Annotated in this window: 24 protein-coding genes and 1 pseudogene; 17 read left to right on the plus strand and 8 right to left on the minus strand. The window is 63.2% G+C overall.

Features of this window, described 5'->3' with window-relative positions:
- Nucleotides 1-57: 57 nt before the first annotated feature.
- A pseudogene (locus ACH2DW_RS12115) lies at nucleotides 58-279 on the plus strand (CPBP family intramembrane glutamic endopeptidase); the annotation flags it as partial.
- An 89-nt stretch (nucleotides 280-368) separates the two neighbouring features.
- The gene (locus ACH2DW_RS12120; RefSeq protein ID WP_394930006.1) at nucleotides 369-503 is read left to right on the plus strand and encodes a type II CAAX prenyl endopeptidase Rce1 family protein; all 135 of its coding nucleotides are present in this window, start codon (nucleotides 369-371) and stop codon (nucleotides 501-503) included.
- A gap of 59 nt (nucleotides 504-562) precedes the next feature.
- On the opposite strand, the gene panB is transcribed toward ACH2DW_RS12120, so the two are convergent.
- Nucleotides 563-1,411, minus strand: a complete 849-nt coding sequence (panB, locus tag ACH2DW_RS12125) for a 3-methyl-2-oxobutanoate hydroxymethyltransferase (protein WP_394930007.1) — start codon at nucleotides 1,409-1,411, stop codon at nucleotides 563-565.
- An 82-nt stretch (nucleotides 1,412-1,493) separates the two neighbouring features.
- Between panB and ACH2DW_RS12130 the strand changes: the two genes are divergently transcribed.
- Nucleotides 1,494-2,261, plus strand: a complete 768-nt coding sequence (locus ACH2DW_RS12130; RefSeq protein ID WP_394930008.1) for a CPBP family intramembrane glutamic endopeptidase — start codon at nucleotides 1,494-1,496, stop codon at nucleotides 2,259-2,261.
- Between the two features lie 2 nt (nucleotides 2,262-2,263).
- Here ACH2DW_RS12130 and panC read toward each other — a convergent pair whose 3' ends face one another.
- From panC to ACH2DW_RS12145, 3 genes are read right to left on the minus strand one after another with little or no spacing between them, the layout of a single operon-like run.
- Nucleotides 2,264-3,136: a pantoate--beta-alanine ligase gene (panC, locus tag ACH2DW_RS12135; protein ID WP_394930009.1), complete on the minus strand. Its 873-nt coding sequence runs from the start codon at nucleotides 3,134-3,136 to the stop codon at nucleotides 2,264-2,266.
- Between the two features lie 2 nt (nucleotides 3,137-3,138).
- Complete coding sequence (locus ACH2DW_RS12140; RefSeq protein ID WP_394930010.1) at nucleotides 3,139-4,242, minus strand: P1 family peptidase; 1,104 nt, start codon at nucleotides 4,240-4,242, stop codon at nucleotides 3,139-3,141.
- Nucleotides 4,239-5,870 (minus strand): AMP-binding protein, encoded by a 1,632-nt coding sequence (locus ACH2DW_RS12145; RefSeq protein WP_394930011.1) that lies wholly within the window; start codon nucleotides 5,868-5,870, stop codon nucleotides 4,239-4,241. The genes ACH2DW_RS12140 and ACH2DW_RS12145 overlap by 4 nt, the downstream gene beginning before the upstream one ends.
- Before the next feature lie 34 nt (nucleotides 5,871-5,904).
- On the opposite strand from ACH2DW_RS12145, the gene ACH2DW_RS12150 reads away from it, so the two are divergent.
- Nucleotides 5,905-6,807 (plus strand): crotonase/enoyl-CoA hydratase family protein, encoded by a 903-nt coding sequence (locus ACH2DW_RS12150; protein ID WP_394930012.1) that lies wholly within the window; start codon nucleotides 5,905-5,907, stop codon nucleotides 6,805-6,807.
- 20 nt (nucleotides 6,808-6,827) lie between these two features.
- On the plus strand, nucleotides 6,828-7,469 hold the full coding sequence (locus ACH2DW_RS12155; protein ID WP_394930013.1) for a DapH/DapD/GlmU-related protein: 642 nt from the start codon (nucleotides 6,828-6,830) through the stop codon (nucleotides 7,467-7,469).
- A gap of 17 nt (nucleotides 7,470-7,486) precedes the next feature.
- On the opposite strand, the gene ACH2DW_RS12160 is transcribed toward ACH2DW_RS12155, so the two are convergent.
- The gene (locus ACH2DW_RS12160; RefSeq protein ID WP_394930014.1) at nucleotides 7,487-8,068 is read right to left on the minus strand and encodes a hypothetical protein; all 582 of its coding nucleotides are present in this window, start codon (nucleotides 8,066-8,068) and stop codon (nucleotides 7,487-7,489) included.
- A gap of 43 nt (nucleotides 8,069-8,111) precedes the next feature.
- Here ACH2DW_RS12160 and ACH2DW_RS12165 point away from each other — a divergent pair, with 43 nt between their 5' ends.
- The 3 genes from ACH2DW_RS12165 to ACH2DW_RS12175 are packed head-to-tail and all read left to right on the plus strand — an operon-like array spanning nucleotide 8,112 to nucleotide 12,096.
- On the plus strand, nucleotides 8,112-9,863 hold the full coding sequence (locus ACH2DW_RS12165; protein WP_394930015.1) for an ABC transporter ATP-binding protein: 1,752 nt from the start codon (nucleotides 8,112-8,114) through the stop codon (nucleotides 9,861-9,863).
- Nucleotides 9,860-11,716: an ABC transporter ATP-binding protein gene (locus tag ACH2DW_RS12170; RefSeq protein WP_394930016.1), complete on the plus strand. Its 1,857-nt coding sequence runs from the start codon at nucleotides 9,860-9,862 to the stop codon at nucleotides 11,714-11,716. Before ACH2DW_RS12165 ends, ACH2DW_RS12170 begins: the two co-directional genes overlap by 4 nt.
- Nucleotides 11,713-12,096, plus strand: a complete 384-nt coding sequence (locus ACH2DW_RS12175) for a hypothetical protein (RefSeq protein WP_394930017.1) — start codon at nucleotides 11,713-11,715, stop codon at nucleotides 12,094-12,096. Before ACH2DW_RS12170 ends, ACH2DW_RS12175 begins: the two co-directional genes overlap by 4 nt.
- Before the next feature lie 12 nt (nucleotides 12,097-12,108).
- Here ACH2DW_RS12175 and ACH2DW_RS12180 read toward each other — a convergent pair whose 3' ends face one another.
- Complete coding sequence (locus ACH2DW_RS12180; protein WP_394930018.1) at nucleotides 12,109-12,885, minus strand: DUF2510 domain-containing protein; 777 nt, start codon at nucleotides 12,883-12,885, stop codon at nucleotides 12,109-12,111.
- 44 nt (nucleotides 12,886-12,929) lie between these two features.
- Between ACH2DW_RS12180 and ACH2DW_RS12185 the strand changes: the two genes are divergently transcribed.
- From ACH2DW_RS12185 to ACH2DW_RS12195, 3 genes are read left to right on the plus strand one after another with little or no spacing between them, the layout of a single operon-like run.
- Nucleotides 12,930-13,607, plus strand: coding sequence for a histidine phosphatase family protein (locus ACH2DW_RS12185; protein WP_394930019.1), 678 nt, complete (start codon nucleotides 12,930-12,932; stop codon nucleotides 13,605-13,607).
- A gap of 34 nt (nucleotides 13,608-13,641) precedes the next feature.
- Nucleotides 13,642-14,745 (plus strand): class I SAM-dependent methyltransferase, encoded by a 1,104-nt coding sequence (locus ACH2DW_RS12190; RefSeq protein ID WP_394930020.1) that lies wholly within the window; start codon nucleotides 13,642-13,644, stop codon nucleotides 14,743-14,745.
- Entirely contained in the window at nucleotides 14,742-15,533 is a 792-nt protein-coding gene (locus ACH2DW_RS12195) for an SDR family NAD(P)-dependent oxidoreductase (RefSeq protein WP_394930021.1), read from the plus strand. Before ACH2DW_RS12190 ends, ACH2DW_RS12195 begins: the two co-directional genes overlap by 4 nt.
- A gap of 3 nt (nucleotides 15,534-15,536) precedes the next feature.
- On the opposite strand, the gene ACH2DW_RS12200 is transcribed toward ACH2DW_RS12195, so the two are convergent.
- The gene (locus ACH2DW_RS12200) at nucleotides 15,537-16,673 is read right to left on the minus strand and encodes a hypothetical protein (RefSeq protein WP_394930022.1); all 1,137 of its coding nucleotides are present in this window, start codon (nucleotides 16,671-16,673) and stop codon (nucleotides 15,537-15,539) included.
- Between the two features lie 31 nt (nucleotides 16,674-16,704).
- Between ACH2DW_RS12200 and ACH2DW_RS12205 the strand changes: the two genes are divergently transcribed.
- The 6 genes from ACH2DW_RS12205 (at nucleotide 16,705) to ACH2DW_RS12230 (ending at nucleotide 22,477) form a co-directional block, all read left to right on the plus strand.
- A complete protein-coding gene (locus ACH2DW_RS12205) occupies nucleotides 16,705-17,652 on the plus strand; it encodes a heme A synthase (protein WP_394930023.1) in 948 nt (315 codons plus the stop codon).
- Nucleotides 17,653-17,779: 127 nt separating this feature from the next.
- The gene (locus ACH2DW_RS12210) at nucleotides 17,780-19,042 is read left to right on the plus strand and encodes a branched-chain amino acid ABC transporter permease (protein ID WP_394930024.1); all 1,263 of its coding nucleotides are present in this window, start codon (nucleotides 17,780-17,782) and stop codon (nucleotides 19,040-19,042) included.
- Nucleotides 19,043-19,051: 9 nt separating this feature from the next.
- Nucleotides 19,052-20,092 (plus strand): branched-chain amino acid ABC transporter permease, encoded by a 1,041-nt coding sequence (locus ACH2DW_RS12215; RefSeq protein ID WP_394930025.1) that lies wholly within the window; start codon nucleotides 19,052-19,054, stop codon nucleotides 20,090-20,092.
- Nucleotides 20,082-21,059, plus strand: a complete 978-nt coding sequence (locus tag ACH2DW_RS12220; protein ID WP_394930026.1) for an ABC transporter ATP-binding protein — start codon at nucleotides 20,082-20,084, stop codon at nucleotides 21,057-21,059. Before ACH2DW_RS12215 ends, ACH2DW_RS12220 begins: the two co-directional genes overlap by 11 nt.
- 9 nt (nucleotides 21,060-21,068) lie before the next feature.
- On the plus strand, nucleotides 21,069-21,836 hold the full coding sequence (locus ACH2DW_RS12225; RefSeq protein ID WP_394930027.1) for an ABC transporter ATP-binding protein: 768 nt from the start codon (nucleotides 21,069-21,071) through the stop codon (nucleotides 21,834-21,836).
- Nucleotides 21,837-21,919: 83 nt separating this feature from the next.
- On the plus strand, nucleotides 21,920-22,477 hold the full coding sequence (locus tag ACH2DW_RS12230; protein ID WP_394930028.1) for a lysoplasmalogenase family protein: 558 nt from the start codon (nucleotides 21,920-21,922) through the stop codon (nucleotides 22,475-22,477).
- An 80-nt stretch (nucleotides 22,478-22,557) separates the two neighbouring features.
- Here the strand turns inward: ACH2DW_RS12230 and ACH2DW_RS12235 are convergent.
- Nucleotides 22,558-23,793, minus strand: a 1,236-nt coding sequence (locus ACH2DW_RS12235; RefSeq protein ID WP_394930029.1) for an ABC transporter substrate-binding protein, incomplete at its 5' end; no start/stop codon positions are given.

Genomic DNA, 23,793 nt, shown 5'->3' on the forward strand with positions numbered 1-23,793 from the left:
GTGCGTGCAGGACTTCGGCTTGGTGCGGTGGTCTCTGGTCTCATCGCTGTCGGTGTCATGGTGATCGCCGTGGTGCCGTTCGGTCGCTCGTTTCTCGAAGACGATCGGTTTTCGGAGCTGTCCGGCTGGAGCGCCACGTATCAGCTGGTCATTCGCATCCCGTTGGTGACGGCGCTCTCAGAAGAACTGATGTTTCGATCGGTGCTGCTCGCGGTGCTGCTCGCCTGTGTTTCGGCCCGGTGGGCGGTGGTGTGGTCGTCTCTGGCGTTCGGCTTGTGGCATGTCCTCGGCACGCTGGGTGATCTCGGCGGCAACGCTGCGACCGATTCGCTGAGTGCGGTTGAACGTGCAGGGAGCGGGCCGGCGTCGTGCTGGCAACGACAATCGCAGGAGTCATCTTCGCGTGGACGCGACTCAGGTCAGGGAGCCTTGTCGCACCGTGGATGATTCACGTCGCGTTCAATGGGGCGACCTTCGCTGCCGGCCTCGTGTTTGCAACCTGAGAGCTGGGTTGGGCAGGCCGTGGCACTGGGATCACGCTGGCACGATCAAGGTTGGCGGACTATCCGCCGTACTCGTGTTCAGCCGCTGGATAGATCCCGGCCTCGACTTCTTCGCGGTATGTGCGGGTCGCTTCGAGCAGGGTCTCACGCAGGTTGGCGTACTGCTTGACGAATCGGGGGATGCGGCCTGAGCCGAACCCGGCCCAGTCGGTCCAGACCATGAGCTGACCGTCGCACAGTGGCCCAGCACCTACGGAGATGGTGGGGATCGACAGTTCGGCCGTCACCTGACCGGCGATTGCTGAGGGCACCATTTCGACCACCACGGCAAATGCGCCCGCCTCCTCCACTGCACGGGCATCGGCGAGCAATTGTTCGGCACCGTCACCTCGGCCCTGAATCATGTGGCCGCCGAGACCGTGCTCGCTCTGCGGCGTGAATCCGATGTGGGCCATGACGGGGATGCCGGCATCGACGATCTTCTCGATCTGTGGCGCACTCCGGACGCCGCCCTCAAGCTTCACAGCCTGACAGCCAGTCTCTTTCATAAAGCGAATCGCAGTCTCGAGGGCCTGTCGCCTGCCGTTCTCGTACGAGCCGAATGGCATGTCTCCGATGACCAGGGCCCGACTCGCGCCCCGGACCACGGCAGCGGTCAGCGGAATCAGCTCGTCCAGCGTGACGGGAATGGTGGTGTCGTACCCGAAGACGGTGTTGCCTGCTGAGTCGCCGACGAGGAGAAAGTCCACCCCCGCCTCATCAAAGATCGATGCCGACATAAAGTCGTAGCTCGTGAGACCGGTGATCTTGATCCCGTTCTCTTTGGCACTCTTGAAGTGGCGTGTCCGCACACGCTTCAGCGCCGGGTCGCTCGCTCCGCTGCCGTAGGGTCGTTGTTCGTCAGTCATAGCGGCACCGTAGACGCTCTGACCCCGCATACCCTGGCCTGCAGTTTCCATGACAGCGTTCCCTCCTCCCACCGGTTTGCCCGTGACCAGCAGTTCTGCGGCCGCGGAACCGACATTCGCTCCAGAGCGCGCACCGCATCCGACGCTTCCGATCCAGGTAGCTGGGGGAGCGATCGTCGTGCTGATGGTCTCGCTGTTCTCCTCCAAGTACCTCCTTGACGCACTGATCACGTTCGAGTGGCCAGTGGTCGTCTACGTCGCCCTGCTGGGCGCTATCGGCTACGGCCCTTCGCTGATCTGGGCCCGCTATGCGACGAATCGATGGGGGAGCGGCCGCTTCTTCCGCGACGTCGGCCTGCAACCTGAGCTCAGTGACCTTGGATGGGGCCCCGTTGTGTGGCTGGCTGCGATCGGTACGCAGATCGTGGTGGGCGCGATCGTGCTTGGTCTCGGAGTCCCGCTTGAAAACAACACCGACGGCATCAGCGAACTCACCGACGATCGCACCTATCTCATCTCGATCATCATTACCGCAGTGATCGCCGCACCCTTCGTCGAGGAGATCGTCTTTCGTGGCCTGGTGATGCGTGGGCTGCGTAGCCGCTTGCCGGTCATCCCCACGATTGCTCTGCAGGCTGTGCTGTTCGGAGTGGCCCACGTCGACCCGGTGCGGGGGACCGGCAACATTGGTCTCGTCCTCGTACTTTCAGGCGTCGGCGCTGCCTTCGGGGGAGGTGCGTACCTGCTCAGACGGATCGGTCCGACAATCGTGGCGCATGCCATCTTCAACGGCGCCGTGCTCGTCCTGGTGCTGACCAATGCCCAGGAGTGGCTGCAGAACAACAGCTGAGGTCAGGCGTCGCTGAGCTCGAAGAGATCGCGATTGTCGATCAGCCGGACGTCGCCAAACCACACTGCCGTCGCAATGCGCGCGATGCCGGGCATCGGAGGAACATCGGCGAGGTCGTCGAATTCGATCAATGTGATCGCGTCGAACACCGTCACGTACTCCAGCAGTGCGGCATCCTCGGCGTCGATGACCGATGTGGCGGCACCGATCACGTCGGCAACGGCGTCGCCGGCACCGGCCGCGGCGATTGCCGCGTCGAGCGATCTGGGTACCGCAACCGCAGCGGCGCGTTCGGCGTCTGTCAGACGCACGTTGCGGCTCGATTGTGCGAGTCCGTCTGGGTCGCGCACGATGGGATGTCCCACGACGTCGATCCCGAACTCCAGGTCGGCAGCCATCTGGGTGATGATCCGGAGCTGCTGGTAGTCCTTCTGTCCGAATACCGCCACGTGCGGACGGACCGCCCCGAACAATTTCACCACCACGGTCAGGACACCTTCGAAGTGGCCTGGGCGTTTCGGTCCCTCCATCACAGCGCCGAGCGGACCGGGCACGACACGTGTCTGGAAGCCCGTGGGATACATCGCCGCAGCCGTTGGCGCAAACACCGCTGCCACTCCGGCTTGCTCACACGCGGCCACGTCGTCGTCAATGGGACGGGGATAACCATTGAAGTCGCCAACTTCGTTGAATTGCAGCGGGTTGACGAAGATCGAGACGACGACGTCGTCGGTTCGGTCCGCAGCGTCTGCGATGAGCGCGAGGTGTCCGGTGTGCAATGCGCCCATGGTTGGAACAAAACCGATGCGACGCCCTGTGGCGCGGCGGGCGTCGGACCATGCCCGCATTTCGGCGGGGGTCGAGAAGATGTGCATTGTCAGGAACGGTAGACGGACGGACAGAGATCGCGGTATGCCGCGAGCGGACCGATGGTCGTCGCGGCGAGGACGGCATGCGTGCACGCCGCGGCAAAGGTGTCTGCAGCGGCTGCCAAGATCAGGTTCAACGCCTGGTGACGAGCCTGGGCAGGCAATGGGTGCGCTCCGGTGGCGAGTCCGAACACCGTGTCGCCATCGGTCATCGAGTGTGCCGGTCGAACGGCTCTGGCCATGCCGTCGTGGGCTACCGATGCCATCTTCGACGTCTCAGCTTTGTTGAGGCGCGCAGATGTCGCGACGACGCCAATCGTCGTGTTGAGACTCTCGCTGACTCCAAAACCCGGTACAGCTGGGCCCGCCAGCGCCGCGGCAAGCACGCGTCGCTCGTCACCCGGCGGGCGCCGCAATCGAAGCCCGCTGGGCTCCCACGGCAAACCGCTGACCGGGTCGATGACCGAACCGTTTGGATTCGCCACCGCCAGCGCTCCAATGGTGACCTCGATGTCGGTCCCGGTCACCGCGCCGCTGGGCTGCCCCGGAATCCGCACCGTCGTGGACGCTGTGCCGACGCCACCCTGCAAGCCGCCGGCCTTGGCTCCAGTGCCCGCGCCGACGGAACCCCACTTGGTCTGGGCGCTGCGTGCGTTGTGGGCCGCCTTCGACCCGAAGTCAGCATCAGGACGGTTGGCGCCGTTCCCGCCTCTTCCCAAGTCGAAGATCACCGCCCCTGGAACGACAGGAACGACAGGAACGACTGGTGGAATCCCGGCGCCACTGCCGATTGGGAACCCGAGACTGCGCTCCTCGAGCCACGACATCAGCCCATATGAGGCGGCGAGTCCGAACGCACTGCCACCGGTGAGGCAGATGCCGTGGATCTCTTGCACCAGATTCTGTGGATCAATGGCATCGGTCTCGCGTGTGCCTGGACCGCCACCGCGCACATCGACGCCTGGTGTCGCTCCACCGGCGGCAATCACAACGGTGGTGCCGGTCTGCCACCCGCGGCCCGTCCGCTGAAAGTGGCCGACGTTGATGCCGGCGACGTCGGTGATGGATCCGAATGGCAGTTGATCGGTGGGGCTCCGACGTGTCGAAGTCACAGTTCGTCGTGCTCGCCGGCGACCCATTGCTCGCGCAGCTTGTACTTCTGGATCTTGCCGGACCCGGTGAAGGGAAAATCCTCGATCGAGAACCACTGGCGTGGTGTCTTGTGCGGAGCGAGATGCTCTCTGAGGTAGCTGAACAGCAGACCCTTGTCGACCTCGTACCCGGGTGCGGGCCGGACAAACGCGCCGACGGTCTCGCCCCAGCTGTCGTCCGGGAGGCCGACGATGGCGACCTCTCCCACTGCCTCATGCTTGAAGAGCAGCTCCTCGAGTTCCTTGGGGTAGATGTTCTCGCCGCCCCGGATGATCATGTCCTTGAGCCGGCCCTCGACCGTGCAATAGCCACGTTCGTCCATTGCGGCAAGATCGCCCGTGTGGAGCCAACCGTCTTTGTCGATCGCCTCAGCGGTGGCCTCGGGCATCTCGAAGTACTCGTGCATCACGTGGTAGCCGCGCGTCAGGTACTCGCCGACCTCGCCGATGGGCAGAGTCTCGCCCGACTCCGGACCGACGATACGGACCTCAACGTTGGGCATCGGTGGGCCGATCGTGCTGGCCTTGTCCTCGATGGTGTCGGTCGGTCGGGTCATTGAGGCGACCGGAGAACACTCGGTCTGGCCGAACACGATGGTGAACGGTGCGCCGAGCTTGTCTTCGAATGTGCGGACCAACTGTTCAGGGACGAGGGAGCCGCCTGAGCAGAGCGCCTTGAGTGACGTGAGGTCGGCGTCTGGGAAGTCCGGGTGTTCAAGGATCGCCACGAGCATGGTGGGGACGCCGAGCATGGCGTTCGAGCGGTAGGTCTGGCTGAGTTCGATCACCAGTCCGGGGTCGAACAACGGCACCAGTACTTGTGTGAGCTTCTTCGACACGCACCCGAGGACGGACAAGGCGCTCCCACCGGTGTGGAACAGCGGCATGGTGGCCACGTAGACATCGCCGTCGTCAACGCCAAGGCGGTCGACGCAGTGGTGGCCGTTGTTGATGAGTCCGCGGTGATGGAGGAGCGCACCCTTGGGGAAGCCTGTCGTGCCCGAGGTGTACTGCAACATCACGGGGTCGTCGGGAGCAACAGTGGGCAACGGGCCGTCGAAGGCGTCGCCGCCCTCAAGAAAGTCGGCCCAGTCGCCAAAGCTGACGACATCTCGCAGGTTCGGGCAGTCGGGCTGGGTCTCGGTCGCTGTGGCCAACATTGGATTCCCGCGATGCGACGGAACGACGAAGAGCGCTGTGGACTTGGATTGTGTCAACAGGTAATGGAGCTCGTGGCGCTGGAATGCCGGATTGACGGTGACGAGGACCATGCCGGCCAGGGCGCAGCCGAATTCGAGCAACTCCCATTCGGGAATGTTGTGCGCCCAGACAGCGATGTGGTCGCCGGGTGAGTACCGGGCGAGGAGCGCCCGCGCGGTGCGCTCGGCATCCGCGAGAAATTCGGTGTAGGTCCACTGTCGGCGCACCGACGCGTCCTCGCCATCGGCCAGCGGGATGCCCTCAATGAGCGCAATACGATCCGGAGCCTCGGCCGCGGCTTCACGGAGGAGATCTCCAATGGTGATGTCGCGGACCGGCGGTGTCGTTTGGCCGATGGCATGAGATTGAGTGAGTGGCGTTGCGCTCATGTGACAACAGTACGCATGCCGTACGTTCGGGGCTATGACTGACGGCGAGCCTGTGGTGTTGTACGAAGAGCGTGATGACATTGCGATCATCACGATCAATCGGCCGCACAAGAAGAACACCCTGACCGACGCGGTGATCCAAGGATTGGCCGACGGCATTGATGCCGCCACCAAATCGAGCGATGTCGCCGCAGTCGTTGTGCGCGGGAGCGGCGGCACCCTCACCGGCGGGTACGACCTGACCGCAGCATCTGACTACTCCAAGAGTGATGACCATCCACCCGGCTGGTCGACGCCCTACGGAGCCAAGGGCCCGAAGCCGCGCGAAGGCGCCTGGGATCCCGTGCGGGACTATCAGTTCATGAACAACAACGTCCGGCGCTTCATGAAAATCTGGGAGTGTCCGAAGCCGGTGATCGGCGAGATTTCGGGATGGGCGGTCGGTGGTGCCACGGACATGGTGCTGTGTGCCGACTTGCTGTTCATGGCCGATGACGCGCATATCGGGTACGCCCCCAGCCGTATCTACGGTACGCCGACGACGATGATGTGGGTCCACCGGCTCGGACTCGAGCACGCCAAGCAATTCCTGCTCACTGGACGGGCGATCGACGCTGAGACTGCACATCGGATTGGACTCGTCTCGCAGGTCGTGCCGGCCGAGGAGATCAGCGCGGCCACTGAGGCTGAGGCGCGCCGGTTCGCCACCATCCCGGCCAATCAGCTCGCCCTCAACAAATTGCTCATCAATCAGGCCTACGAGAACATGGGGATGCGTACGTCGCAGATGCTCGGAACGTTCTTCGACGGCATCACCCGGCACACCGAAGAGGCGTACCGCTGGACCGAAGACATCGCCGAGCGCGGTTTCAAGCCGGTGATCGCCGATCGGGATGGCCCCTGGCAGGACTACAGCCAACGTCCTGACCACCGCTGACAGTTCGGTATCGTCACGGCGTGCTCGAACGTGACCCGGTGCCCGATTCACTACGTCAGCGCGTACTCACGGGCGCCAAGCGGGCGGCAGGAGATCTCGTCCACCTCGGCTGGGACGCCGCACGCGAGCTCGGCGCTATTGGCCCGGATACCCGGCGTGGCAAACGATTCGGCAAGCTCGGCGCAAACAGTGTGATTTGCTTTCCGCCGAACACGCTCTTCAACGAGCAGTACATCGAGATTGGGAGCGGCACGTTGTTCGGGCCGCAGGTCACTCTGTCGGCGGGGATGGTGCCTGGGCAGCAAATGATCACCGACCCCGTCATTTCGGTCGGTGATCGTTGCTTGATCGGCAAAGGCAGCGGCATCGTCGGCCATTTACAGATCACCATTGGCGATGACGTCTGGACCGGGCACCACGTGTACATCACGGATCAAAATCATGGCTACGAGGACCTTGACCTGCCGATTTCGCAGCAGGTGATGCCGGAACGGCCGGTCTCGATTGGCGACGGGGCGTGGCTCGGTCACGGCACCGTCGTGCTGCCGGGCGCCATCGTCGGGCGTCACGTCGTCGTGGGGGCAAACAGCGTCGTCACCGGGGAGTTGCCCGACAACTGCGTTGCTGCTGGTGTGCCCGCGAAGGTGATCAAACAGCTCTAGCTGCGCTCGGGTGGCAGCTAGACGATTGAGCCGCGCGGCGGAGCGCAACTCGGCATCGCGTTGTCGCCAGCGAAGGTTTCGATGCGCTCGGTGATCGGCACGCTGCGTACGGCCGACTCGGTGAACGGGACGTCCTGTCCCGCGCGTAGCCGCTCGGCGTAGTTGTAGCGATCCTGAACAAGGATGCGCCAATCGGCGATCCAGTCGGGGACGATCGCCTGACCCTTCGGGTCGTCGGGTTGGACTGCTTCGATGTCGTTGAGCATCGCCGCCAGCAAGTCGGTCGACTCGGTCACCAGGTCAGCGCGGATCGCGAGGCTGGGATTGGCGAGCAACTCCATCGAACGCAACTCGGCTTTGACCGGGGCGCAGATTTCTTCGGCTCGCTCGGTCCAGGCCGTGTCCTCGATCTTGTTGACCGCCGTCTTGGATGCGAAGAAGAGCGCCCAGGTCCAGAACCCGACGAAGAGGACGACGCCGATCGGGAACAGCACCTTGAACGGCGTGATCCCGCCCCTGCGTTCCTCGCGCCGGAAATGGCCGTATTCGTCGAGGCGCGAGTCGACCTCTGGGTCGGTCTGTTCGTCGTGTGTCACCACAGTGCCTGACGTTATGGCGCCCCGACGCTGGTAGAAACGCGATGTGCCCGACGCGACGACAGTTTCCTCAACCTCGCGCGCCCGAGCCAACTGGCGGCTGATTCGCTCGATGCTCGCCTTGCATCCGCGGCCGTTCGTCATTGCCTTCAGCGGAGCTGCGGTGTTTGCGCTCGCGACGGTGGCCTCGAGTTTCGCCATTCGCTGGGTGATCGACAATGTGATCGTCGTTCGATTCGACGCAGGGGAAGTGACCAGCGGTGCGGTCATGACGGGATTCGGGCTGATCATCGGCATCGGGTTGATCCGCGCCGTGGGCGTCGTGTTCCGTCGAGCGTTCGCATCGATCGGTATGTGGCGAGTCGCTCAGACGTACACCAATCAGGTGATTGACAAACTCGTCACGCAACCACTGGGATGGCATCGTCGTCACGCCAACGGTGATCTGGTTGCTCGCGCCGGGGTGGATACCGAGGCCGCTGTCAGCGTGATTGCGCCCATTCCGTTCGCGTCCAGCACGGTGCTGATGATCTTCGTCTCGACGATTTGGCTCTTTCTGACCGACGTTCCGCTCGGACTCGTCGCCATCGTGGTCTTCCCGCTGCTTGTCGCGACGAACGTGGTCTATGAGCGTGCTGTGGCCGTGCACTTCACCGACGCGCAAGACCGGTTGGGAACCTTTTCCGCCGGCGTCCACGAGAGCTTCGAGGGCATTCAGCTGATCAAGTCCTATGGCGCTGAAGAACGCGAGACCCAACGTCTGACCGCCCTGGCCGGCGACGTGTTGACGCCACGCGTGCGTGCCATTCGGATGCGGAGTTGGTTCGAGGCTCTCTTGGAGCTGATCCCCACACTGACCAACATCGCTCTGGTGGTGATCGGCGCGTTGCGTGTCAACACGGGCGACGTGACCATCGGTGAGTTCTCGAGTGTGATCTTCTTGTTCACGCTGCTTGTGCTGCCACTCCGTCTGATCGGGTATGCGCTGTCTGAGCTGCCTCGGTCCATGGCGGCGTGGACGCGCATCCAGGCCGTCGTGACCGAGCCGGTTGAGCCCGACCCGGTACGCGGGATCACCATCGCTGAACCGGGAATCGGCGTGCGCTTCGACGACGTTGTGTTCCGCCATGCCGGTGCCGAGACTGACGCCGTTGGCCCTGTTTCGGTGACGCTTCCATCTGGCTCGATCACCGCCCTCGTCGGGCCGACCGGGGCCGGCAAGAGCACCATGGCCGACCTCGCCGCTGGTTTGGTTGCCCCGACATCAGGCGCCATCGCCATCACCGACGGTCCGCGCTCGATTGTCTTTCAGGAGGCGTTCTTGCTCGCCGGCACGGTCCGGGACAACATCGAGTTCGGCGACCAGCTTGACGACGACGAAATTTGGGAAGCGCTCCGTCTCGCTGCAGCGGAGGCGTTCGTGGGCGGCTTGCCAGCGCAGCTCGACACGGTGGTGGGCGAGCGCGGCGTCAGCCTCAGCGGCGGCCAACGGCAGCGGGTAGCGCTCGCACGCGCACTCGTCCGGCGTCCATCACTCTTGATTCTTGACGACACGACCTCAGCGCTCGACCCTGCAACCGAATCAACCGTGCTCGACAACATGCGTACCGCTCTGGCATCGACCACCGTGCTCCTGATCGCGTCACGACCGTCCACGATTGCGCTTGCCGACGATGTGGTCTTCCTCTCTGCCGGAGCGATGACGGGGCACGGAACGCACGATGAACTGCTCCGGACGCACGCGGAGTACCGGCAGCTTGTCGAAGCCTTCGAGGCGGATCGAGAGGGGGCGCGATGACCGACCCCCAGACCTCCACATTCGGCACCGGCGCGGCGGATCCGGCAATCACGACCATTCGTCGCGGCCTCGAGGCAGCACCGGTGCTCCGCGATGGCCTCGGTCTCACGTTTGCCTTGGCGGCCGTTGGTTCGGCGGGTCGGATCGTTGTGCCGATTCTGATCCAACAGGCAATCGACAAGGGGATTGCCGGTCGCGACGAGGTCCGCGTCGGTTTGGTCGTGCAGTTGGCGCTGATCGCGGTCGTGGCGGTCTGCGTAGCGGCACTGGCATTGCGGACGGCACAGGTCCGGCTCGGAGAACGCAGCGAGCAGGCGCTCTACGACTTGCGGTCAAAGCTGATCAACCACATCAACCATCTCAGCCTCGCTGACCACAACGAAGAGCGTCGCGGCGGGCTGGTCGCCCGGGTCACGTCCGACATCGAGACGCTGACGCAGTTCTTCCAGTGGGGTGGCATGGCGTGGATGCGCAGCAGCACGCTGATGGTCATCGTCGGGATCGCCATGCTCGCCTACGACTGGCTGCTTGCGCTCATCGCCTTCGCCATTTCGTTTCCGCTTGCGCTTGTCCTGCGAGCTGTCCAGAAGCGACTCGTCGTGGCCCACGGCCAAGCGCGCAAGAGCAACGGCATCATGCTCGGTGCGATTGCGGAGGTCGTGTCCGGCGCTCCGGCGATCCGTGCCTACGGCGCAGGATCAATGTTGGCCGAAGTGGTTGAGGAGACAACGGAGCGCAAGGCGCGCGACCAGATTCGTGCCGCTCTCTACGGGGCATTTCTCTTCCCGTCGGGCGAGATCTTCGCCGTGTTCACCGTGTCGGCCGTCATCGGTGTCGGCGTGTGGCGGGGACCTGCCGAAGGTTTGACCGCCGGAGCACTGGTGAGCTTCGTGTTTCTCACGTATCGCTTTCTCGAGCCCATCGCTGAATTCACCGAGATCATCGACCAGACCCAGACGGCGGTTGCGGGCCTACACCGCGTGCTGTCGGTGCTCGATATGCCGATCACACCGACGGAGCCGGACGAACCCACTCCGCTCCCGCTGGGCCGCCTCGACATCGCCATTGAGCACGTCGACTACTCGTACCCGATTCGCATCGGCGAACACATCGACTCGGCTGCCGGCGGTGGGGTGCTCGTTCTTCGCGATATCTCGCTGTTGATTCCCGCTGGACAGCAAGTTGCCATGGTCGGATCAACAGGTTCGGGTAAGACCACCCTGGGCAGGCTGATCGCCCGCTTTGCTGACCCAACGAATGGCACGGTTGCCGTTGGTGGGGTGCCACTGACCGATGTGGCGCGCAGTGACCTGCGTTCGCGTCTCGTCGTCGTGTCGCAGGAACCGTTCCTCTTCGACGACACGGTCGAGCGGAACATCGCCTTTGCTCGCTCGGGCGCGAATCGGGCCGATGTCGAGGCCATCGTGCGGGACCTCGACGTTGGCGAGTGGGTCGATGCGCTCAGCGAAGGACTCGACACACGAGTCGGTGAGCGCGGCGGCCAATTGAGCGCTGGCGAGCGCCAATTGGTGGCGCTCCTACGCGCTGGGCTTGCCGATCCCGATGTACTGATTCTCGATGAGGCAACCTCCAGCGTCGATGCACTCACGGAGGTGCGCATCGCTCGAGCGCTCGACGTGCTGGCGTCAACTCGAACCACCATCGCGATTGCCCATCGGCTCTCGACGGCAGCACGCGCTGATCGGGTGTTGGTCCTGGCTGATGGCGTTCTCGTCGAAGACGGCCACCATGACGATCTGGTCCAGCAGGGTGGAACCTATGCCGGCCTCTTCGACGCCTGGGTGTCAGCCACCAGTGTCGGAGATGCCGAGTCCGTACAGTCGAGCACATGATCAACCCAGCCTCGAAGTCGCTGGCAGCGTTACTCATTGCAGCGGTAGCTGTCTGCGCCAGCGGCTGCGGAGAAGACGATGATCGGCGCAACGACATGTCGCAACCAATCTGCCAACGCGCCGAGGTGGCGGTACCGGCCGACGAGATCCCTGACGATGCACCAACGTTGATCCTGCTGCTCGGCATGTCCGAGACCGAGTCGTTCTGGGGGTTGCTGAATGATGAGGTCATCCATGTGACCGAGAGCAGCGTGCGACGGGCACAGTTTGCTGAGTTGGCGGACGAGTACCGCGACGCCGTTGACAACGGCCTCGACGAGACCGTTGCTTCATTGACTCGTCAAGACGACGGTGGTTGGGCCTGCCGATCCGAAACCTGATCGGATATCTGATCAGGTGCCCGGGTCGACCCCGTACGGGAGCGGACCGCGGACCGCTCCGACGATGCACTCAAGGTCAAGTTCGCCGACATTGCGGGTGGTCTCGAACGTCTTGGTCTGGCCGGGCGCGACATCATCGATGACAACGTTCGCCTGGTGCCGCGCGTTGTCGGTGCCTGGGCGGACAAAGAAGACGCGGACCGTGTACGTCGAAGTGCTGTCGCTCGTGTTGGTCAGCGTCCCGCGTGCGATGACTTCGTCGCCGGAGCGCGCACACGATGTGATCGCTGCGTCGTGCGGGGCCGGGTTTTCGAACTCGTCCACGGCCTGCAGCAGTGACATCGTGAACAGCACGCCGCCCACACACGCCAGCAGGCCAACGGTTCCGGTGATGAGCCCCGTCGTGGCGAAGCCCGCTCCGACGCCCGCTGTTTTCGCTCGTCGACGTCCTGTGATGCCAAAAACGATGGCGAGAAGCGCGGCGACGAGTCCGAGCGCGACGATGACGGGCATCCATCCGATGCCGATGGAGATGATGCCGAGCACCATCGAGGCAGTTGCGATCGGATTCCGCCCGACCGGCGCACTTGATGCGGTCTGGGTCTGTGGCGCTGCGGTCGGTGCGTTGGGTCGAGATCCTGCTGGATCGACGAAGCGCTCGCCGTTGGTTGAGACGTCGGCGGTCCAGGCCCGACCATTGTGGTAGCGCAGCTCGAAACGAGAGGCCGGGTCGGGATGCCAGCCGGCGTTGCCCTGCGTTCCGCTCGGAGCGTCGATGCCTTCCACCATGGCGCCGCAACCTACCGAGCCGCAGCCGGATAGGTTGCGCCCCCATGGAGATCGTTCTCATCCGACATGGACAGCCGGAGTGGATGCGCAATGACCTCAACGTCGTGAATCCCCCGTTGACGGACCTCGGGCATCATCAAGCGAAGCGAATGGCTGAAGTGCTGGCCACCGAGTCGTTTGACGAAGTGCTTGTGTCACCGTTGCTGCGTGCGCGTCAGACTGCCGAACCGCTGTATTCGGTGCTGGACCGCCCCGAGGTGATCGAGCCGTGGCTCCATGAGATCGGCGATCCAGACTGGCACGGAACACCGTATTCGCTGGCGCAAGAGGCGTACCGAGAGTTGCTCGCTCGCCCATCACTCGAGCGCTGGACGGGTCTCGAAGGCGGCGAGTCGGTGCGCGAGTTCGCCGACCGAATCATTGCGGGCGTCGACGGGTTTATGGCGCAGCGAGGTGGCGTGCGAACTGATGGGGCGCTTCCGGTGTGGCACCTCGACCGTCCGGACCAACGCATCGCTCTCGTCGCTCACGCCGGAACGAACTCGATGGCCATCGGGCATCTGCTCGGCATCGATCCGGTCCCGTGGCAGTGGGAGCGCTTCCAGCTCAACCACACCTCGATCACCCGCATCCAGACGTTTGAACTCGGTGACGGTCACGCGTTCGGGTTGAGCTCGTTGGGCAACTCCGAGCATCTTGCATTGGACGATCGCAGCCGCTGACGAACAGACGATGGCGGAAAACTAGAGTCGCGCTATGACAGACGCGACCATGGTCGAGACCGATCCCGACAAGCTGAAGATGTTCGGGTTCAACGTCTTCACGCAGTTGAGCGGAGCTGTGACCGCCGGGATGATTCATCTCGGTGACCGGCTTGGACTCTTCACGGCCCTTGCTGACGCGGGCACAGCGATCACCACGATCGAGCTGGCGGATCGAACGGGTCTCTCGGAACGTTGGGTTCGCGAATGGGCCTACAACCAAGCCGCGGCTCGCTTGCTTGATGTCGACGACACCGCGGGGGCGGGCAACGAGAAGTTCGGCCTGTCGCCCGAAGGCGTGGCGGTCCTCGCGTCACCGGATCATCCCGCGAGCGGTACCGGAATGTTTCATCGCTTTCCGCAGACAATGGCGGCACTCGACCTCATGCCTGAGAGCTTCCGCACCGGCGTCGGCCATGACTACGACAGCCACGGCCATGAGGGGGCGGTCGGTATCGAACGAAGTTTCGAACCCTGGAACAAGGCCCACTTGATCCCGACGGTGCTGCCAAGTCTCGATGGCATCATCGAACGTCTGCACACGGGGATCACGGTGGTGGACATCGGCTGTGGCGCCGGGGGAGCGGTCCTGATGATGGCTGAGGCCTTCCCGCATTCGACCTTCGTCGGCTACGACATCTCGCAGCACGCCCTCGACCGTGCCGAGTCGCGCCGTGTCGAGTCCGGTGTCAAGAACGCTCGATTCGTCGACCCGCGTATCGATCCGTTACCCACCGACCAGTCGGTCGATTTCGTCACGACATTTGATTGCATCCATGACATGTCGCATCCCACCCAGATGGTCGAGGCAATCCGCTCGGCGCTCGCTGCGGACGGCACGTGGTTGCTGGTGGACATCAAAGGGCGCGACACCTTTACCGACAATGTTGAGCAGAATCCGATGGCGGCCTTGATGTATGGCATCAGCGTGTTGTCGTGCATGTCTTCAGCACTGTCCGAGCCCGATGGGGAGGGCCTCGGAACGCTGGGACTCCCGGAGAGCAAGGCACGCGAGATGTCCGGAGCGGCAGGGTTCTCGCAGTTTCGAACGCTTGACGTGAAACACAACCTCAACGCCTTCTACGAGATCCGACCATGACGCGCCTGTCGCAACTGTCGCGTTCCTTGCACGGCAGCGTTGCCATCGTCACCGGTGCGGCCAGCGGGATGGGCCGGGCCACTGCCCACCTGCTGGCTGATGAGGGCGTGCGTGTTGTCGTCGCCGACCTTGGCGCCGCGCGTGTTGCCGCGGTTGCCGATGAGATCAGCGCGGTGCATGGTGCGGACGCCGCGCTCGGCGTTGAGTGCGATGTGGCGAGCCATGACCAACTCAAAGCCTTGGTGGCGCAGACACTGGAGTGGGCAGGTCATCTTGCCATCGTGGTCAACAACGCCGGGGTGTCGATGATCAACTCGGCATTTCAGCCGGAGGACGAGTTCGAGGCCAACTGGGCCCAAACCATCGACATCAACCTGACCGCGCACGCGCGCCTGATCCGTCTGACGGTTCCGCACCTCGTCGAGTCCGGCGCGGGTCGGATCGTCAACATTGCATCGACTGAAGCACTCGTCACCACCGCAGGTCTTGCCGCCTACGCGGCGTCGAAGGCTGGCGTTGTCGGTCTGACGAAGAGTTTCGCAGTCGAGCTGGGTCGAACGGGCGTGACGGTCAACTGCATTTGTCCGGGACCGATCGTTACCGGCATGACCTCCGGTATCGAGGCGGCGGCCAAGGAGAAATACGCGCGTCGACGCGTCCCACTTCGGCGGTACGGCGCGCCTGAGGAGGTGGCGCACATGACGCTCAACCTCTGCCTGCCTGCCTCAAGTTTCGTCAACGGCGCGATCATCCCCGTCGACGGTGGCATGAGCATCCGCCACACCTGAAACTCAGTCCGACCAGCCGTCGTTTAAGCCGATGAGACCGGTTGGATCGTGGCGGCCAACAGCGAGTTGTTCGAGAGTGCCCAGGCCGGTGTGCTCGCCGAGACCGCCGGTCGTCGTCGCTCGTACGATCGACTGGATGTGCATGTGATGGAACGCGTTCGGATCCGCAACGGGCAATGTCCACCGGTCGCCACCAATGGCCAACTCGCCTTTCCACGCCCCGTGTCGCCAGTCCGGGTGGCCGTAGCCAATGCCGAGCATGTGGAAGTCGAAGAGTGGCTCGAGCCGGATGGTCGACGCCTCGCCTTGCCATGGCTCGAAGTCGATCTCGAACCATTCTGCACGTCGGGTGCCCGGTTGCCAGCCAATGCGATAGTCGATCGATCGCATCGCGTCGGCGGGCTCCGCCACTCCGCCGGTGTTGGCGAGTGCCACGAACCCGGTCTCGTGCCAGCGTTTGCCGTCGAACATCTCGTTGATGTCGAAGTGCGTGGAAAACGCGTCGAAGTTGAGCGGCGCCCACAGCCAGTAGAACTGCGGATCCGCCACCGGCGCGCCGGTCGGAGCGGGCTCGCCGACGGGCCGCACACCCCACGACCGGTCGCGGCTGCCCAGAGTCTCTCCGGGTTCCAGATCGATCACTTCGCCGTCGACCTCGATCCAGCCCTCCCATCCGCCGAACTGGGTCATGCGAGTGGAATCCATCAGCACGCGCTGGCCCACCTGGTGGAAGAAGTGCGGTTCCTGGATCGGCGCGGAGCGGCGCACAAAGGTGAGGTCGGCGCGGAGGCCGTGTTCGGGCGCGTCGACAGCGATCCGCAGCGCGTGTAAAGGTTCGAGCACCTCGACCTGGATCGGGCCGACGATGTTGGCTTCGGAACGGTCGAGTGGTGCCCGGCGTGATGCGTGGACGTTGATTTGTTCGGCATCGACCGTGGTGCCATTGACGACGACGCTGAAGTGAGCGTCCGCCACGTGACGATTTGGATACAGCCCCATGGCGGCTGCGAAGAACAGTCGGGTGTCACGCGTGTAGCCGTTAAAGAAGTACCGGTCGTAGTGATTGAGGTCGGTTCCTGCCGTCTGGGCGATGGGATGTGACGTCTGATGGATGGGAAAGTCGTCGAACGAACTCAGCACACAACCGACGCTAGTCGTAGCCTTGGTGGCTATGGCAGCGCTACGCGACGTCACCCGATATCGCCAACTCGCCATCATGACGACGGCGGGCGTTTGTCTGCTCACGGTGGCGGGCGGAATTGTTCGCCTCACCGGGAGCGGCCTCGGCTGCGACGACTGGCCGAACTGCAACAGTCAACGCTTTGTTGACGTCTCGTCGGGGCACACTGCGATCGAACAGATCAATCGGTTGCTGAGCGGGGTGATCGGGATCCCGACACTGCTCTTGGCGATTGCTGCGTTCCGGGTTCGTCCGCGAGTCAGCGGACTGCGTTGGCCTGCTGTCGGCGTGCTCGTGTCTGTGCTCGCAAACGGCGTCGTCGGCGGCATCGCTGTCCGAACGGATCTGCACCCTGCCCTCGTGCAATCGCACTTTCTGCTGGCCATGGTGTCCATCGCGTTCGGCATGATCGCGGTGCATCGCTCGTCGCCCGGTGCCAGCCATTCCAGCCAATCCAGCCATTCCAGCCCCGCGACCAGTTGGCGCGGTCGACCTGGCCAGCTGGCGGCCGCGCTGACAGCGCTCACCGCCGCCGCACTGGTGACGGGCACCATCGTCACGGGCACCGGACCCCATGCGGGCGAGCAAGACGTGCGCCGGTTCGGTTTCGACATCTCGAACGTGGCCCGCATGCACAGTGCGACGGTGCTCATCGCCCTCGCCGTGGCAGGTCTGCTCGCCTGGACGATTCGAGACGGTGCTGACTCCACCGCTGGGGTCCGGGTCGCACTGTCCGGCTGGATCTTTGTTGGTCTCCTCCAGGCCGCGGTCGGCTACACCCAATACTTCAACGGAGTGCCCGAACTGCTGGTCGGCATCCACATCGCGCTGGCCACAGGTTTGTGGGTGATGACGATCAGGCTGCTTCTCGCGACCGTCGAAACGCCGATCCCACAGCACAAAACGAAGATTGTGCAGCCCGCAGTGACGCGCGCCTAGAGTATCCCCCGTGCTGCTCAGGTCTCTCGGGGAGCCGTCCATTGGGCGAGCGACTCACACCCCACATCAGCGACCAGGTCGGCGCCCGACTTGGTTGATCACCCTGCTTGGATTTGTCGCTGCATTGATGGCGGTTCTCGCCGTCGGTGGAACGGCGATGGCTCAGGACGGCGGCGAAACCGTTGGCGGAACCATGCGCGCCAAGGATGACGCCGGCGAGGACATCTTCGTCGAGGGCGTCGAGTTCTCCGTCGTTGACGCCGATGGCAACGAAGTCGGAACCGCCACAACCGACGCCGAAGGCGTCTGGCTCGTCGAGTTGCCCGGCCCAGGCGTGTACTCCGTCGAGCTCGATACCGCGACGCTGCAGGGCTTCGAGTTGCGCAACCCTGACAACAACCCGTTGACCGGTGTCGAAGTGCAGCCCTCCACGAACAAGAACACGCTGTTTCCGTTGGGTGAGCGGGTGGTTGAGGAGTCCAACTCGATCCGGGCCGTGCAGCTGTTCGTCGACGGCATCAAGCTCGGCATGATTATCGCGATGTGCGCCATCGGCTTGTCGCTCATCTACGGCACAACGGGCCTGACGAACTTCGCCCATGGCGAGATGGTCACGTTTGGGGCCATGACGGCATACGTCTTTCATGTGACCTGGCAAATTGACTTCTTGGGCACCTGGATGACGTCGCTGGCCTTTGGCGCTGTGATGGCCGTCCTCTTTGCCGGCATCGCGGGCGGTCTCTTCAATCGATTTGTGTGGAAGCCGCTCCGCAACCGCGGCGCCAGCCTGATCTCGGCGTTGGTGGTCTCGATCGGCCTGTCGATCTTCTTCCGGTACGTCTTCCTGTATCAGTTCGGCGGTCGTGCTGGCTTCTATCGGGATTACCGGATCGGCCAGCAGGTTGAATTCTTCGGATTGTTCACGATGCTGCGCAAAGACATCTTCATCGTGGTGTTTTCCGCTGTGGTGCTCGTTGGTGTTGCCACAGCGCTCAGCAGGACGCGAGTCGGCAAGGCCATGCGTGCGGTCTCAGACAACCGCGACCTCGCCGAGTCATCAGGCATCGACGTGGAACAGGTCATTCGCTACGTCTGGATCGTCGGCAGCGCGTTGGCGGGCCTTGGTGGGGTGCTCTTCGGACTCACCGAGAACATCAACTGGGAGATGGGTTTCCGTTTGTTGCTCCTCATGTTCGCCGGGGTCACCCTCGGGGGCCTGGGTACGGCCTACGGCGCATTGCTTGGCAGCATCATCGCCGGTGTGTTCATCCAGATGTCGACCCTGATCATCCCAGGGGACATGAAAAACGTTGGTGCGCTGATGGCGCTGATCATCATCCTTCTGGTGCGCCCGCAGGGCCTCCTGGGACGAGCGGAACGGATCGGATAGGGGAGCGCCATGGATTGGGGATCAATCATCGAGAGCCTGTTCCGCGGGCTCATCGGGGAAAGCTTCATTGTTTTCGCCCTGGCCGCGATCGGCCTCAACTTGCACTTCGGTTATACCGGATTGCTCAACTTCGGCCAGGCGGTTTTTATGGCCGCTGGTGCCTACGGCCTCGCAATGATGGTGGCGACCATCGGGCCGGCAGCGAACCGCAACTTTGGCTGGGATCTCAGCGAGAGCACCCTGTTCTGGCTGGGCATCTTTGTCGGCGTGGTCGTGTTTCCCGTCGTCTTCGCTTTGATCATGGGCATCCCGACGCTCCGGCTCCGGGCGGACTATCTCGCAATCGTCACCATCGCGGTCGCCGAGATCTTTCGCATCGTTGTCCGTTCGCCCACGCCCGGCATCAAGAAGTGGACCAATTCGTCAGACGGCTTGACAGGGTTCTCCGGCACCTTCTACGACATGAGTCCCTTCGGCACGCAGGATCGGTACCTATTCAACCTGTTCACCGGCAACCAAATGTTCTTGGTGATCGTCGGCTGGGTGGTTCTGGCGATCGGTGCCACGATCTGTTGGCTCCTTGTTCGGAGCCCGTGGGGACGTGTGCTCAAAGCGATTCGCGAAGACGAAGACGCTGCACGGTCGTTGGGCAAGAACGCCTACTCTTACAAGATGCAGGCCCTGATTCTGGGCGGCGTTTTCGGTGCTGTCGGGGGCATGATCCGAGCCATTGGGTTCTCGGTTGCTCAGCCTGACAACTTCATCACAGATGTCACCTTCTTTGTGTGGGTCGCACTGATCCTTGGTGGTGCCGGCAAGGTGCTGGCGCCAATCGTCGGAGCGTCGCTGCTGTATGGCCTCCTCAACTTCTCGGACACGTTCCTTCGAGAAGGGGTCGCCGCGGAGGTGATTCCTGAGTCGATCATGACCGGCACGCAAGTGGGCCAGGTCCGATTCATGCTGATGGGCCTCGGCCTTGCACTGCTGGCTGCGTTCAGGCCGCAGGGAATCTTTGGGAACAAGGAAGAGATGGCACTCGATGACCGGTAACCAGTTTGACGACAAACTCAAAGATGACCTGATTCCCGACGCTGGACCGCACGCTGGGCCAGCGACCCACAGCAGCGACATGAGCGTGATTACGTCGGACAAGATTGCTGGTGTCGATTCGCAGGCGGCGCGTGCGGCGCTCGCCGATGTGCCCTGGGAGCCTGGGGCCAAGAAGCCTGACCCGATTCTGGTCGCGGACCATGTGGTCCGCCGTTTTGGCGGTCTCACCGCTGTTGATGCCGACCATGTGGAGATTCAGCGCGGCGTGATCACCGCGCTAATCGGTCCCAACGGTGCGGGTAAGACGACGTTCTTCAATCTGTTGACGAATTTCGATACCCCTGATGAGGGGACTCGAGTGTTCGACGGGCACAACATTGACAAGGTGCCGGCACACAAGATTGCCAACTACGGCATGGTGCGCACATTCCAGCTGACCAAGGCGCTGTCCAAGATGACGGTGATCGAGAACATGAAGCTTGGGGCGACCGGTCAAAAAGGCGAATCGCTGTGGCGTTCGGTGCTGCCGTTCATGTGGAAAAGCCAGGAACGCGAGATCGAGGCCCGCGCCGATGCGCTGCTCGATCGCTTCAAGCTCTCGCACATGCGCGACGAGTTCGCCGGCACGATGTCTGGTGGACAGCGCAAGCTGCTCGAAATGGCTCGGGCGTTGATGGTCGAGCCGTCAATGGTCATGCTCGACGAGCCGATGGCGGGGGTCAACCCAGCATTGACCCAGTCGTTACTGGGGCACGTCACCGGGCTGCGAGACGCCGGTATGACGGTGCTTTTCGTCGAACACGACATGGACATGGTGCAAGAAATTTCGGACTGGGTGATTGTGATGGCCGAAGGTCGCATCATCGCCGAGGGACCACCTGCATCGATCGGTCAGAATCAGGCGGTCGTCGATGCGTATCTCGGCACGCACCACCATGCCGCGCTTGATCTCGACGCTGAACTGTGAGCAATGACGATGTCTGAAACCTCCCCGACCCCACCAGCGAAACAGCCTGAGCCGCTCCTCATCGCGGACAACTTGACTGCCGGTTACATTCCGGGCGTCAACATCTTGAACGACTGTTCGTTGGAACTCGCCGAAGGTGAACTCGTGGGCATCATCGGTCCAAACGGCGCCGGCAAGTCGACTCTCGTCAAAGCGATGTTCGGTCTGGTCAATGTCCGTGACGGCCAAGTCCGCCATCGCGGCGAAGAAATCACCAATCTCAAGGCGAACAAGCTGGTGAGCCGAGGTATTGGCTACGTGCCGCAGAACAACAACGTGTTCTCTGCCCTCACCGTCACGGAAAATCTCGAGATGGGTACCTTCCTCAACCCGCCCCTGTACAAGGAGCGGGTCGGCATCATCGGTGACATGTTCCCGCGACTTATGGAGCGCGCCGACCAGCGCGCCGGGTCGTTGTCGGGCGGCGAACGTCAGATGTTGGCGATGGGGCGGGCGCTGATGATGGATCCCTCGGTCCTGCTGCTCGACGAACCGTCAGCGGGCCTCTCGCCAGCACTGCAAGATGAGGTGTTCATTCGTTGTCACCAGATCAACAAGGCCGGTGTTTCGATTGTGATGGTCGAGCAGAACGCCAGTCGGTGTCTCCAGATCTGTGACCGCGGCTACGTACTCGATCAAGGGTCGAATGCGTACACCGGGACGGGCAAGGAACTGTTGACTGATCCGAAGGTGATTGAGCTCTACCTCGGCACCCTGGTCAAGGATCACCAGGACTGATCCTCACCGCCGGAGCCCTCGCCGCCGTTGCCGTAGCGATTGATTGGTGGGCGGTCGCGACTGGCCGTCGCAAGGTTGAGGTGGTGTGGAAGCCGTTGACAATGGCCTTGCTGGTCGTCGTTGCAGCAGTCGCCGGATCAGCACCGGCAGACGTCCGTTGGCTGGTCGTCGGTGCTGCCATCTTTGGCGTGCTGGGCGATGCTGCTTTGCTCGGGGAGGGAACGACCTGGTTCATCCGTGGCTTGCTCGCCTTTGCGACGGGCCACGCTTTGTACGCAGCGGCGGCGTTGGTCGTGGGCGCGGGTGCCACGGCATGGTGGGGGGTGTTGTTCGTGACCGGGCTGTTCGCGTGGAGGTTCTTGCCATCGGTTGTTCCGGCAGCACGTGAATCGGGAGGCCGAGCGATGATGGCCGCAGTGTTGTTCTATGCCGGGATCATCGCTGCCATGGTAATCACCGCGATCGGGACCGGGAGATGGCTGGCAATTGCCGGAGCGGCACTTTTTGCTGTCAGCGATTGGGTGCTGGGCCAACGGCAATTCCTGGGACCAGACACGTTCAATCGGCTCGCTGTCATGGTCCCCTACCACGTTGGACAGACCATGCTCATTTTGGGCTTGGTCGGCGTTGGCGCTGGCTAGCTGAAAAACCAAAGGGCCCGGGGCGCAAGCCCCGGGCCCTTTCAGTTGTTGATCAGAAGATCAGCAAGGTGCTGAATAAATCAGACCTCGACCGAACCCTGAACGGCGCCCTTGACGACGATGGTGCCGGTCTCGTCGAATTCCAGGATGAGGATGGAGGCCTGGGTGGGCTCACCTTCGTCGCGGAACTCGAGCGGGCCAGAAACGCCGTCGTAGTCAAAGTCGGTGCCGGCCTCGGCGAGTACGAGGCAGTCGGCGTAGGTGGTGCACTTTTCGCCGCCACGGGTCACGTCGTTGATCGCCGCGCCGACGGCCACGCCATCGTCCGAGCCAGCAACGGTTGCAGCGAGTGCCATGATGATGACCGTGTCGTACGACTCGGCGGAGTACGAGAAGTCGAGCAGCTCAGGATCGACAGTGAGCAGCTTGTCGCGGAAGTCCGCAAGTTCGCCATCAACGTCGACGCCCGGGAGCGTGCCACGCATGCCAGCGAGGACCGTGGGGTCATCGAACGCAGCTGCGAGAGCGTTACCCATATTGCCGTCTGTACCGTAGATCAGCTTGTCAGCCGGGCCGACGCCGTTCTCGATGAGACCGGTGAGGATCTTTGAGGTCTCGTCGAAACCGATGATGACGATGGCGTCGGAACCAGCGTCCACAGCTTTCGCGACGACGTCGTCGAAGTTCTCAGCCTTCGGGTCATAGATCTCGGCGAGGTCGACCACGCCGCCCTGGGCCTCGAACGGACCCTGGGTGAACTCGAGCAGGCCGGTGCCATAGGCATCGTTGAGCACGAGGAAGGTGGCCGAGGCGGCGCCGTCAGCGATCATGATGTCAGCGAGTGCTGCACCCTGCACGACGTCGGACGGTGCGGTACGGAAGTACAGACCGTTGTCGTCGTAGTCGGTGAAGGTCGGCGAGGTGTTCGCCGGGCTGAAGTGGACCTTGCCGGCCTGGGTGATCTTGTCGATCACGGTCAGCGACACGCCGGAGCTTGCTGCTCCGATGAAGCCGTCGACGTCTTCGGCGAGGAGGCGGTCGACCGTGGCGTTGGCCACTTCGCCGTTGTCGCCCGAGTCGCCCGGGAGCCACTCGATGTCTGCGCCGAGCACGCCGCCAGCGGCGTTCACGTCAGCGATAGCTGCTTCGACACCGGCGAATTCCGGCGGTCCGAGGAAGGCGAGGTTGCCCGTCTCGGGCAGGATGCCGCCCAGACGAAGAATGCCATCGGATCCACCGGCGGCCGGAGCCTCGGTGTCGGCGGGTGCCTCGGTGTCGGCGGGTGCCTCGGTGTCGGCGGGTGCCTCGGTGTCGGC

It is taken from the genome of uncultured Ilumatobacter sp. (assembly GCF_963980585.1).
Classification (GTDB): Bacteria; Actinomycetota; Acidimicrobiia; order Acidimicrobiales; family Ilumatobacteraceae; genus Ilumatobacter_A.

Bases quoted from the DNA above. Each gene is read 5' to 3' on its own strand.
- ACH2DW_RS12215 (WP_394930025.1), top strand. From the start codon at position 19,052: ATGGATTGGGGATCAATCATCGAGAGCCTGTTCCGCGGGCTCATCGGG.
- ACH2DW_RS12175 (WP_394930017.1), top strand. From the start codon at position 11,713: ATGATCAACCCAGCCTCGAAGTCGCTGGCAGCGTTACTCATTGCAGCG.
- ACH2DW_RS12185 (WP_394930019.1), top strand. From the start codon at position 12,930: ATGGAGATCGTTCTCATCCGACATGGACAGCCGGAGTGGATGCGCAAT.
- ACH2DW_RS12170 (WP_394930016.1), top strand. From the start codon at position 9,860: ATGACCGACCCCCAGACCTCCACATTCGGCACCGGCGCGGCGGATCCG.
- ACH2DW_RS12190 (WP_394930020.1), top strand. From the start codon at position 13,642: ATGACAGACGCGACCATGGTCGAGACCGATCCCGACAAGCTGAAGATG.
- ACH2DW_RS12210 (WP_394930024.1), top strand. From the start codon at position 17,780: ATGGCGGTTCTCGCCGTCGGTGGAACGGCGATGGCTCAGGACGGCGGC.
- ACH2DW_RS12225 (WP_394930027.1), top strand. From the start codon at position 21,069: ATGTCTGAAACCTCCCCGACCCCACCAGCGAAACAGCCTGAGCCGCTC.
- ACH2DW_RS12145 (WP_394930011.1), bottom strand. From the start codon at position 5,870: ATGAGCGCAACGCCACTCACTCAATCTCATGCCATCGGCCAAACGACA.
- panB (WP_394930007.1), bottom strand. From the start codon at position 1,411: ATGACTGACGAACAACGACCCTACGGCAGCGGAGCGAGCGACCCGGCG.
- ACH2DW_RS12180 (WP_394930018.1), bottom strand. From the start codon at position 12,885: ATGGTGGAAGGCATCGACGCTCCGAGCGGAACGCAGGGCAACGCCGGC.
- ACH2DW_RS12205 (WP_394930023.1), top strand. From the start codon at position 16,705: ATGGCAGCGCTACGCGACGTCACCCGATATCGCCAACTCGCCATCATG.
- ACH2DW_RS12195 (WP_394930021.1), top strand. From the start codon at position 14,742: ATGACGCGCCTGTCGCAACTGTCGCGTTCCTTGCACGGCAGCGTTGCC.
- ACH2DW_RS12150 (WP_394930012.1), top strand. From the start codon at position 5,905: ATGACTGACGGCGAGCCTGTGGTGTTGTACGAAGAGCGTGATGACATT.
- panC (WP_394930009.1), bottom strand. From the start codon at position 3,136: ATGCACATCTTCTCGACCCCCGCCGAAATGCGGGCATGGTCCGACGCC.
- ACH2DW_RS12220 (WP_394930026.1), top strand. From the start codon at position 20,082: ATGACCGGTAACCAGTTTGACGACAAACTCAAAGATGACCTGATTCCC.